Source organism: Ideonella sp. B508-1 (assembly GCF_000333615.1).
Taxonomy (GTDB): Bacteria; Pseudomonadota; Gammaproteobacteria; order Burkholderiales; family Burkholderiaceae_C; genus Ideonella.
This window is the reverse complement of sequence record NZ_BADL01000504.1, coordinates 1-10,519: the sequence shown is the minus strand read 5'-3', so window position 1 is coordinate 10,519 and position 10,519 is coordinate 1. Positions and strand designations below refer to the sequence as shown.

Here is a 10,519-nt window from a genome sequence, read left to right as displayed (position 1 = left end):
GTCCTTCGGCGTGAAGCCGCATCTCCATCGTCGGCGGGATGGTGCCGTCCGTGTCGCGCGGCAGCTTGCCGGTGCGGTCGATGGCGCGCAGCACCGTCTCGTCCCAGTCGCGGTTGCCGCTGGAGTGGGTCAAGCGCCGGCCGATGATGGTGCCGTCCGGCGCGCAGCGCACCTCCACCACCGCCCGCGGGTTGCCATCGATGCTGTCGAGCTGAACGATGTTGGGCTTGATGTAGGCCTTGATGCGGCCCGCATAGTTGGCCGAGGGGCCCGAGGTGCGCTGGGCCGTGCCGGCGCTGCCCTGGGCGCCGTTGGCGCCGGCCACGCCGGTGGGGCTGCCCAGCTGGGCGGCCATGCGGCGCAGTTGATCCTGGCGGGCGGCCTCGGCCTGCTTGGCCTGGCGGGCCTTGTCCGCCTGCTCTTTGGCGGCCTGCTCTTTGGCCGCCTTGTCCTTCGCAGCCTTGTCCGCCTTGTCTGCTTTTTCCTTGGCGGCCTGGGCCTCGCGTGCAGCCTTTTCCTTGGCAGCCTCTTTGGCGGCCTTCTCTTCGGCGGCCTTGGCCTGGGCCGCCTTTTCCTTCTCGCGGGCTTCCCGATCGGCCTGCTGGCGCTTCTCCCGGGCACGCTGATCGCGCTCGCGCGCCAGCTCGGCTTCGCGCTCCTCCTGAGCCTGCTCGGCGGCGGCTTGTGCCGCCTTGGCGGCCTTCTGCTCGGCGGCACGCTCTGCAGCTGCCTCGGCTTGCTGCTGTTGCTGACGGGCCTGTTCTTGGGCCTGTTCCTGCGCCTGGCGGGCCTGCTCGGCCTGGGCGGCCGAGTCCTGGGGCGGCGTCGGCGTCGGTTGGCCGTCGGTTTGGCCCTGCGGGGCGGCGGCAATCTGCGGCACGGCGGACCACAGCTCTGCGCTCACTCCTTCGGGATCGGCGGTGTGCCATTGCACGCCCAGCGTCAGGGCCAGCACCAGCAGGGCATGGGCCAGCAGGGACATGACCCAGCCCGTGCGCGGGCTGTCCGCGGTGGGCGGGTGCAGGGCCTCGCGTGGCGTGGCCAGGGGCTGCAGCGGGCTGCTCACGGCATCAGCCTCCCTGGCGGACGGACAGCCCCACGTGTTGGACGCCGCGCCGCTGCAAGGTGTCCATCACCTTCACCACGCTCTCGTAGCGCACCTGCTTGTCGGCCGAGATGATGACCGGCACGTTGTCGCTGCCCGCCTGGGCGCCCAGCACCTGGTCGGCCAGGGCGTTCAGCGTCGTGGTCTGGGCCTCGCCCTTGTCGACCTTCAGCTGCAGCTTGTCGTCGCTTTGCACGATGATCTCGACCACGCCCTGCGGGCGGGCCTTGGCCTTGCCCACGCTGGGCAGGTCCACCACGCCGGTGGTGATCATCGGGGCGCTGACCATGAAGATGATGAGCAGCACCAGCATCACGTCGATGAACGGGACCATGTTGATCTCATTCATCGAACGGCGCCGGCGGCCACCGCCGCGGGGAGCGACTCCAGGCATGTCCAGTCTCCTTGCTCAGCGCGCCGCCCCACCCGGGGTGGCGACATTGCGCTGCAGGATGTTGGAGAACTCCTCGACGAAGCTCTCGAGCTGGATGGCGATGCGGTCGATGGTGCGGGCGAAATGGTTGTAGGCCAGCACGGCGGGAATGGCTGCGAACAGGCCGATGGCCGTGGCCACCAGCGCCTCGGCAATGCCCGGGGCCACGGTGGACAGGGTGACCTGCTGCAGGTTGGACAGGCCGACGAAGGCGTGCATGATCCCCCACACCGTGCCGAACAGGCCGACATAAGGGCTGATCGAGCCCACCGAGGCCAGGAAGCCGATGCTGCCCTCCAGGGCGTCCAGCTCGCGCTGCAGGGTGGCCTTCATGGCGCGGCGGGCTCCGTCGAGCTGGCTGCCGGCGTCGAGCTGGCGCTCACGCAGCTTCATGAACTCGCGCATGCCACTGGCGAACAGGCGCTCCATCGGGCCGGTGTCGGGCTTGTTGCTGGCAGCGCGGTAGAGCTCGTTGAGGTTGCGGCCGGACCAGAACTCCTGCTCGAAGGTGCCGTCGCGCTTGCGGGTGCGGGACAGGCCGACCACCTTCGAGAAGATCACGCTCCAGCTGGCCAGCGAGATGAGCAGCAGCGCGGTGACCACCAACTGCACGATCAGGCTGGCGTGCATGAGCAGGGAGACGATGGAGAGGTCCTGGTTCATGGGAAAAGACGGGAGAGGACGTCGGAAGGGATGCGGCGGGGGCGAAAGTCGGTCTGGTCCACGCAGGCGATCTCGATCTCGCCTTCGCACAGCAGGGTGTCGCCTCGCCAGGCTTGCTGGAACACGGTCATGCGAGCCCGGCCGGGTTGGGCGCGGTCCACACTGACCATCAACGCATCATCGAGCCGTGCGGGGGACAGGTAGCGCAATCGGGTGGATGCGACGACGAAGAGGGCGCCGGTGCGCTCACGCAAGTCCTGCTGGCCGATGCCGGCCACGCGCAGCCACTCGGTGCGGGCGCGCTCGAAGAACTTGAGGTAGTTGGCGTAGAACACCACCCCGCCGGCATCGGTGTCTTCCCAGTAGACACGCACGGGGAAGCGGAAAAGCGGGGCTGTCGTGGCGTCGGACATGCGAAGCCGCGATGATACGCCCACCGCAGCGACGCAGCGGCAGCGTCCCTTGCAGATCTGTCAGCTGCGGTCGCCCCGCAGCCAGGCAAACAGGCCGCGGCGGATGGGTTGGGTGGCCTCCAGGTCGCCATCCTGGCTGTGCTTCCACTCCCGCAAGGCATTGGCCATGTGGCGGGCCGAGGGGTAGCGGGCATCCGGGTTGCGGGCCATGGCCCGGGCCGCGATGGCCGACAGGCCGTCCGGTGCCTGCGGGTTCCATTGGCAGGCCACGGGCTGCGGCGCGGTGAGCACCGCGTCGGTGATTTCTTCCATCGAGCGGCCGGTGTAGGGGGCACGGCCGGTGAGGAGCTCGAACAGCACGATGCCCAGCGAATAGACATCGCAGCGGCGGTCGATCGGCTGCTGGCGCAGCTGCTCGGGCGACAGGTAGTGCGGCGAGCCGATGGAAGCCGCCTGCACGGTGCTGCCATCGCCGCGGGCCAGCCGGGCGATGCCGAAGTCCAGCACCTTGGGCATGCGCCGGTCCACCATGAAGATGTTGGCTGGCTTGATGTCGCAGTGGATGACGCCCTTGCCATGGGCGTAGGCCAGGGCTTCGGCCACGCGACGCACCAGGCTGGCGGCCTCCTGCGGGTTGGGGCGCCAGCCCTGGCGCAGCAGCTGCCGCAGGTCCATGCCCTGCAGCGTCTCCATGGCGATGTAGATGCCCTGGGGCGAGGCACCGGCATCGAAGACCGTCACGATGTGGGGGTGGGACAGCCGTGCGGCGGCCCGGGCCTCGTTGAGAACGAGCTCGGCGGCCGAAGGCACGCCAGCCGTGGCAGATGCGTCGTCCACCACCTGCCGCTTGAGCATCTTGACCGCCACCCTTCGGGAGAGCAGGGGATCCCAGGCGCCGTAAACAGTGCCCAGCCCGCCCTCGCCGAGGACGGTGCGCAATTCGTAGCGCCCGACGGTGCCCAGTTCGCCCGGCGCTTCCTCCTGTTGGAGCAAGGCATGCAGGGCGTCGAACTGGCTGCGGCCACGGTCTTCGATGACCGTGCGTTGAAACACCGACGAGGCGCTATCGGTACTGCGTTGACGCGTCTTGAACGGATTCCACGACATGGTGGCGGAGGATAAGCAATTCCGGGGCAAAACACCCCGGTGTTGACACAAAGGAAACGGTCTCCCTTGGATCAGCTTGCAACGAATTGTGAGAGTCGCCGGGCGGCTTCCTGCAACTGTTCCAGGCTGCTGGCAAAGGACAGGCGCAGATACCGCTCCGCGGCGGCGGGCCCGAAATCCCGCCCCGGCGTGAGTGCCACGTGGGCTTCGCGCATGATGCGCAGGCAGAAATCCCAGCTGCTGTCGGTGTAGCGGCTGCAGTCCGCCCAGGCATAGAAGGCGCCGTCGGGCATCACCGGCACGTTCAGCCCCATGGCGTTCAGAGCGGGCACGATGAAGTCGCGTCGCTCGCGGAAGGCCTGGCGGCGGCGCTCGAATTCCGCCAGCGTGTCGGCTTCGAAGCAGGCCAGGGCGGCATGCTGGGCCACCGACGAGGCACAGATGTAGAGGTTCTGTTGCAATTTCTCGAGGGCCGGCACCAGGGCGGTGGGCACCACCAGCCATCCCAACCGCCAGCCGGTCATGCCGAAGTACTTCGAGAAGCTGTTGACGGAGATGATGTCCTCGCCCAGGGCCAGGGCGCTGTGGCCGTAGCGCTCGTCGTAGGACAGACCCAGGTAGATCTCGTCCACCACCGTCACGCCGCCGCGCTGACGCACCTCGCGCACGATGGCGGCCAGTTCCTCCGGGGCGATGGAGGTGCCCGTCGGGTTGGACGGCGAGGCCAGCAGCACGCCGCGGGTGGCGGGCGTCCAGTGTTCGGCCACCATGCGGGCATCGAGCTGGAAACGTTGTTCCGGGCCGGCCGGCAGTGAGACAGCGGTGGCCCCGGCAGCGGCCACGAAGTGCCGGTTGCAGGGGTAGGCCGGGTCGGGCATCAGCACCTCGTCGCCCGGCTCGAACAGGGCCAGGCTGCCCAGTTGCAGCGCGCCGGAGGCACCGGCCGTGATGACGAAGCGTTCGGGGGCGATGTCCAGGCCGAAGCGCTGGCGGTACCAGCCGGACAGCGCCTCGCGCAGGGCCGGCAGGCCATTGGCGTCGGTGTACTGGGTGCGGCCACCGCGGATGGCGGCCTCGGCGGCGGCCTGCACGGCCGGCGGCGCGGTGAAGTCCGGCTCACCGATGTTCAGGTAGATCATCGGCGTGCCGCCCTGGGCCGGGTCGCACTCGGGCCGGCGTGCGATCTCCGCCGCCGCCTTGGCGCACTCCATGACGTAGAAGGGGGCGATGTGGTCGAGGCGGCGGGCGAGCTTCATGGCAGACAGGGGCCCCCCGGGGCGCCAGGCGCCCGGCGAGCGATCAGCAGGGGACGGTTCAGCGCCGCGCGGCGCTGGTTTCGGCCGGGCGCAGCACCAGGGCCGCCTTGTCCAGCACGCCGTTGACGTACTTGTGGCCGTCGGTGCCGCCGAAGCTCTTGGCCAGTTCCACCGCTTCGTTGATGGCGACCTTGTAGGGCACGTCCAGGCAGTGCTTGAGCTCGTAGGCGCCGATCAGCAGCACAGCGTGCTCCACCGGTGACAGCTCGGTGGTGGGGCGGTCCACATGGGCGCCCAGCACACTGTCCAGGTCGGCCGCCTCGGCAATGCAGCCGTGCAGCAAGGCATCGAAATGAGCCTGGTCCGAGCGCTCGAAGTCGCCCTGCTCGCGCATGTGGGCATCGATGGTGCCGGCCTCGGCACCGGAGATCAGCCACTCATACAGGCCCTGCAGGGCCAGTTCACGCGAGCGGCGGCGGGCGGACTTGGGGGCCGAGCGCTTGGCAGCAGGGCGGGCCGGGGAGGGGGAAGTCGCGCTCACGGCAGTTCGTTCAGCAGGTTGGCCATCTCGATGGCGACGCGGGCGGCGTCGCGTCCCTTCTCTTCGGTGCGGGCCCAGGCCTGGGCCTCGTTCTCGACCGTGAGGATGGCGTTGGCAATGGGGATCTGGTGGTCCAGGCTGACGCGGCTCACGCCCGCGCCACTTTCGTTGGACACCAGCTCGAAGTGGTAGGTCTCGCCGCGGATGATGCAGCCCAGGGCGATCAGCGCGTCATAGTCGTCGCTGTCGGCCAGGGCCTGAAGGGCCAGCGGCACCTCCAAGGCGCCGGGCACCGTCACCTGCTGGATGTCTTCGGCACTCACGCCGCAGGCCGCCAGCTCGGCCAGGCAGCACTCGGCCAGCTTGCCGGTGATGGCGTCGTTGAAGCGGGCCCGCACGATCCCGATGGTCAGCCCCTGGCCGTCCAGCGAACCGCTCTGTCCTTTGTCAGCGTCTTGCATGGGTGTTCTTCCAGGCTCAGGGTTGGTCGTCGGGGCGGACGAAGCCGGTCACTTCCAGGCCGTAGCCGGTCATGCTGGGCATGCGGCGCGGGCTGGCCAGCAGCTTCATGCGGCTCACGCCCACGGTGCGCAGGATCTGGGCGCCCACGCCGTAGGTGCGCAGGTCCACCGCATGCGGAGCGCGAGGCTCATCGCCGGGCAGCAGGCGGTCGAGCAGGGCGTCGCCGCTGTCCTTGCCGCAGTTCAGCAGCACGGCCACGCCCTTGCCGGCGCGCTGCAGCGCATCCAGCGCCTGCGGCAGCGGCCAGGAGTGGGCGCAGGGGCCGGCGTCCAGCATGTCCAGCACGGACAGGGGTTCGTGCACCCGCACCAGCACTTCCTCACCCGGGGCCCATTGGCCCAGGGTCAGGGCCAGGTGCACGCCGCCGGAGCGGTCGCGGAACACATGGCTGTCGAAGCTGCCCTGGGCGGTCTGCAGGGTGCGCTGACCGACCCGGGTGACCAGGGTCTCGTTGCGGCTGCGGTACTGGATCAGGTCGGCGATGGTGCCGATCTTCAGACCGTGCTCCTCGGCAAAACGCTGCAGATCCGGCAGACGGGCCATGGTGCCGTCGTCGTTCATCACCTCGCAGATCACCGCGGCAGGGGTCAGGCCCGCCATGGCCGCCAGGTCGCAGCCGGCTTCGGTGTGACCGGCGCGCATCAGCACGCCACCATCCTGCGCCTGCAGGGGGAAGATGTGGCCGGGCTGCACCAGGTCGCTGGCCTTGGCGTCGCGCGCCACGGCAGCCTGCACGGTGCGGGCCCGGTCGGCAGCGGAGATGCCGGTGGTCACACCCTCGGCCGCCTCGATGGACACGGTGAAGGCGGTGCCGTGCGGGGCGCCGTTGCGCACCGTCATGGGCTGCAGGTGCAGCTTTTCGCAGCGTTCGCGGGTGAGCGTCAGGCAGATCAAGCCCCGGCCGAACTTGGCCATGAAGTTGATCGCTTCGGGGGTGACATGGTCGGCGGCCAGGATCAGGTCGCCTTCGTTCTCACGGTCTTCTTCGTCGACCAGAATCACCATGCGACCGGCGGCCAGTTCGGCCACCAGCTCGGGAACAGGGGAGATGGGCATCCCCAGATTGTAGGCGGGCTGTCAGGTCGGCGTGGCTGTTCTGCGTCTGAGCAGCAGCCGCAGATCGTCGCCGACGCGGGCCTGATCGTGAAATGCATAACGCCAGGCGCCTTCCAGGGCCTGCAGCACGGGCAGGGCGGCCATGCCCCGGCCCTGGCCCAGGAGCATGGGCGCCAGGTAGATCAGGCACTCGTCCACCAGACCGACCCCGATCAGGCTGCCGTTCAGGCGCGGCCCGGCCTCGATGTGGAGTTCGTTGAGGGGGCGGCTGGAAAGATTGGCGATCACGGCGGCCAGGTCCACCCGGCCGCTGGCCTGGCCCGCGCCGGGCAGCGCCACGATCTCGGCGCCGCGCTCGGCGATGGCCGCCTGCCGGGCCGGATCGGGCTGGGCGACGTAGAACACCAGCGGGCCATCCGCCTCGAACAGCCGGGCGGAGGGGGGGGTGTCGAGCCGGGCATCGATCACGGCGCGCAGGGGTTGCCTGGGCGTGTCCACCAGCCGCACATCCAGCCGCGGGTCATCGGCCAGCACCGTGCCCACACCGGTCAGCAGGGCACCCGCGCGCCGGCGCCAGGCATGGCCATCGCGCCGGGCGTCAGGGCCGGTGATCCACTGGCTCACGCCGTTGTCCAGGGCGGTGCGGCCATCCAGCGAAGCGGCGGCCTTCAAGCGCACCCAGGCCCGGCCCGTGCGCATGCGGTGGAAGAAGCCGATGTTGAGTTCCTCCGCGGCGATGGCGTGTTCGGCGGGGCTGTTCACCACCGTGATGCCCGCGGCCCGCAGCCGGGCCAGACCCTGGCCGTTGACCAGGGGGTTGGGGTCGCCGGCGGCCACCACCACGCGGCCCACGCCCGCCGCGATCAGGGCGTCGCAGCAGGGGGGGGTGCGGCCGTGGTGGGCGCAGGGTTCCAGGGTGACATACGCGGTGGCGCCACGGACGTCACGGCCCTGCGCGTGAGCGTCCCTCAGCGCCATCACCTCCGCATGGGCCTGGCCTGCAGGCTGGGTATGGCCTTCCCCCAGCACGCTGCCGTCCCCCGAGGTGATGACGCAACCCACCCTGGGATTGGGCTCGGTCAAGCCCACCGCGGCTTCCGAGAGGGCCTGCGCGCGGGCCATGAAGCTGGCGTCTTGCGGGGTGAATACGAGGGAAGCGTGGTCGGGCATGGGGCTGGAACGAGCAGCGGCATCGTCAGGATGTGGGGATTCTCCCCCCAAAGGTAGGCACACCGAGGGGGGAATGACAGGCCGGCCCGGTGCTTCCCAGAATCGATCGCATCGTGAAACAGGTGGGGCCCGCCAGGGCCCGGCGGAGGGCGGACATGGTTCACATCGGGAGGCGATCGGCGCCGGGTCGGCGGGGTGCGCAGCGGGGCGTGACCCTGTTGGAAACCATGGTGGTGGTCGGCATTGCTGCCGTGCTGATGGGGGTGGCGGTGCCTTCCATGCAGGCCATGCTGCATCGACAGGCCGTGGCGGCCGAGGCCACCCAGCTCCGGGAGGGCATCCACCGGGCCCGATCCGAGGCGGTCCGGCGTGGCGAGGTGGTCGTGCTGTGTGCCCTGGCGCCATCCCCGGACGGAGACGGTCTGCCGCATTGCATGCCCTCTGGCAAGGACTGGAGCGCGGGCTGGCTGGCGTATCTCGATCGCGATGGCAGTGGTGACCGGGACGGGGACGATCCGGTGCTGCTGGTGCACCAGCACCGGGCCCAGGCGGGCTCGGTCACGGCCACCTTGCGATCCATCAGCTTTCATCCGCTCGGCTTCTCCACCAACGCGGCCTCGCATTTCCGGTATGTGCCGCCGGGCGCAGCGCCGGACACCCGGGGCGTGGCCGGCAGCCTGCTGGTGTGTGTCAACAAGCCGGGCCGGGTTCGGCTGATCGAAGCGGACGACTGCGCCTGAGCATGCCGATGCCAACCTTGCCGTTGCGCGTCGGATGCACCGCGCCACCACGGGGCCTCACGCTGGTCGAACTGCTGGTGACCATGGCGGCGGAGGTGATCCTGGCCATGGTGGCCGTTCCGTCCATGCAGTCCCACTTCGCGGCGCGGTCCACGGCGGGTGGAGCGGATCAGCTCATGCAGGCTCTGCGGCTGGCGCGTTCCGAGTCGCTCAAGCGGCTCACGCCGGTGACTTTCTGCTCGACCTTGCAACCCGATGCGGTTTCGCCCGACTGCGTGGGGGACTGGGGGTCGGGCTGGCTGGTGTTCGTGGACACCGACCGGGATGCCGCCGTGGGCGGCAACGACCTCGTCCTGAAGGTTGGTGCCGTTCCCGCGTCCGTCGGGGGGCTGGCCGAGGACGGTGGGGCCCGCTCGGTGACCTTCGAGGCCAGCGGCCTGGCAGGCCGGGCGATGGCATTCACGCTGACACCTGCTGTCTCCGACAGGGCCAGCACCGCTGATACCGCCAACGTCCAGCATGTCTGCCTCACGGTCGCTGGTCAGATCCAGATCAAGAAGGGGAGTGCCCTGTCATGTTGACGCGCATGCGCCGTCAAGTCCTTCAGGGGGTGGCCCTGATCGAGGTGCTGGTGGCCATTCTGGTGGTGTCTCTGGGCATGTTGGCGATGGCGGGGCTGTTGAGCACCTCGATCCGCTTCGGCAAGACGTCCGAATTCCGCTCCGTAGCGACCCTGCTGGCCACGGACCTGGCCGACCGCATGCGGTCCAACTTCGGGTCGACGGCCGGCGCCGTGTATGCGCAGCTCACGCCGACCACCCTGGCCACGGGCATGCCGGTGGCCGCCACCTGTGCGGATATCAACGCCTGCACCCAGGCCGAACTGGCGGCTGTCGATGTGGCCGAGTGGCAGGCAACCTTGTTCAGGGCACTGCCCAGCGGCACGGGCTATGTCAGCGCCAACGGGGACTACACCCTGTTCGACGTCTGGGTGATCTGGCGAGAGACCGATGCGGACTCGGCGGCCGCCACGGGGGTGGGTAACGCGACGAATGTCGCGGGCAAGGATGGCTGTCCTCCGAAGTTCTCCGGGACGGGCAGCCCCCGCTGCATGCATTTCCGTGTGGGCTTGTGAGGGGGGCACCGCCGATGACGATGCCGTTTCCCAGCCGCGGCCCGCGCGGCTTCACCCTGGTCGAACTCATGGTGGCCATGGCCATCGGCCTGGTCGTCCTGGCGGCGATGTACTCGGGCTACCTCGCCGCCAGCCGCACGACCGGTGTCGGCCGGGCCCTGTCCCAGATCACCGAGGACGCCAGCGCGGCCATGGGCGTGCTGCGCAGCCAGGTCAATGCGGCGGCCTACAGCGCCCCCATCGGCGGGCCCGCTGGGGCCGGCTCCGGCTTCANNCTACACGCGTCCACCAGCGACTGGGTGCGGGGCTGTGATGCCGACTTCGCCGACATGAAGCAGCCCATCGGCACCCTGAGCTGCGGCACCAGCGGCAGCCATG

14 protein-coding genes are annotated in these 10,519 nt (G+C 69.6%); 4 read left to right on the top strand and 10 right to left on the bottom strand.

What is annotated here, in order from left to right:
* The 10 genes from tolA to ribD all read right to left on the bottom strand — a co-directional run.
* Positions 1-1,066 (bottom strand): cell envelope integrity protein TolA (tolA, locus tag I73_RS29335; RefSeq protein WP_022982248.1); only part of this gene is annotated, 1,066 nt, incomplete at its 3' end.
* A gap of 4 nt (positions 1,067-1,070) precedes the next feature.
* Entirely contained in the window at positions 1,071-1,499 is a 429-nt protein-coding gene (locus I73_RS20010) for a biopolymer transporter ExbD (protein ID WP_022982247.1), read from the bottom strand.
* A 15-nt stretch (positions 1,500-1,514) separates the two neighbouring features.
* Positions 1,515-2,201 (bottom strand): protein TolQ, encoded by a 687-nt coding sequence (gene tolQ / locus I73_RS20005; RefSeq protein ID WP_022982246.1) that lies wholly within the window; start codon positions 2,199-2,201, stop codon positions 1,515-1,517.
* Positions 2,198-2,614, bottom strand: a complete 417-nt coding sequence (gene ybgC / locus I73_RS20000) for a tol-pal system-associated acyl-CoA thioesterase (protein WP_022982245.1) — start codon at positions 2,612-2,614, stop codon at positions 2,198-2,200. The genes tolQ and ybgC overlap by 4 nt, the downstream gene beginning before the upstream one ends.
* A gap of 60 nt (positions 2,615-2,674) precedes the next feature.
* Positions 2,675-3,721, bottom strand: coding sequence for a serine/threonine-protein kinase (locus I73_RS29330; RefSeq protein ID WP_083876934.1), 1,047 nt, complete (start codon positions 3,719-3,721; stop codon positions 2,675-2,677).
* Between the two features lie 71 nt (positions 3,722-3,792).
* Positions 3,793-4,977 (bottom strand): pyridoxal phosphate-dependent aminotransferase, encoded by a 1,185-nt coding sequence (locus I73_RS19990; RefSeq protein WP_022982243.1) that lies wholly within the window; start codon positions 4,975-4,977, stop codon positions 3,793-3,795.
* A 58-nt stretch (positions 4,978-5,035) separates the two neighbouring features.
* Complete coding sequence (gene nusB / locus I73_RS19985; protein WP_022982242.1) at positions 5,036-5,518, bottom strand: transcription antitermination factor NusB; 483 nt, start codon at positions 5,516-5,518, stop codon at positions 5,036-5,038.
* Complete coding sequence (ribH, locus tag I73_RS19980; protein ID WP_022982241.1) at positions 5,515-5,979, bottom strand: 6,7-dimethyl-8-ribityllumazine synthase; 465 nt, start codon at positions 5,977-5,979, stop codon at positions 5,515-5,517. Before ribH ends, nusB begins: the two co-directional genes overlap by 4 nt.
* A gap of 16 nt (positions 5,980-5,995) precedes the next feature.
* A complete protein-coding gene (gene ribBA, locus I73_RS19975) occupies positions 5,996-7,096 on the bottom strand; it encodes a bifunctional 3,4-dihydroxy-2-butanone-4-phosphate synthase/GTP cyclohydrolase II (protein WP_022982240.1) in 1,101 nt (366 codons plus the stop codon).
* 21 nt (positions 7,097-7,117) lie between these two features.
* On the bottom strand, positions 7,118-8,266 hold the full coding sequence (gene ribD, locus I73_RS19970) for a bifunctional diaminohydroxyphosphoribosylaminopyrimidine deaminase/5-amino-6-(5-phosphoribosylamino)uracil reductase RibD (protein ID WP_022982239.1): 1,149 nt from the start codon (positions 8,264-8,266) through the stop codon (positions 7,118-7,120).
* Positions 8,267-8,421: 155 nt separating this feature from the next.
* Between ribD and I73_RS31095 the strand changes: the two genes are divergently transcribed.
* The 4 genes from I73_RS31095 to I73_RS29310 all read left to right on the top strand — a co-directional run.
* A complete protein-coding gene (locus I73_RS31095) occupies positions 8,422-9,006 on the top strand; it encodes a GspH/FimT family pseudopilin (protein ID WP_083876933.1) in 585 nt (194 codons plus the stop codon).
* A gap of 2 nt (positions 9,007-9,008) precedes the next feature.
* Positions 9,009-9,587, top strand: coding sequence for a GspH/FimT family pseudopilin (locus tag I73_RS31090; RefSeq protein WP_051049299.1), 579 nt, complete (start codon positions 9,009-9,011; stop codon positions 9,585-9,587).
* Between the two features lie 5 nt (positions 9,588-9,592).
* Positions 9,593-10,141, top strand: a complete 549-nt coding sequence (gene pilV, locus I73_RS29315; RefSeq protein WP_022982236.1) for a type IV pilus modification protein PilV — start codon at positions 9,593-9,595, stop codon at positions 10,139-10,141.
* A 20-nt stretch (positions 10,142-10,161) separates the two neighbouring features.
* On the top strand, positions 10,162-10,519 hold a 358-nt coding region (locus tag I73_RS29310), incomplete at its 3' end, for a PilW family protein (RefSeq protein WP_159105910.1).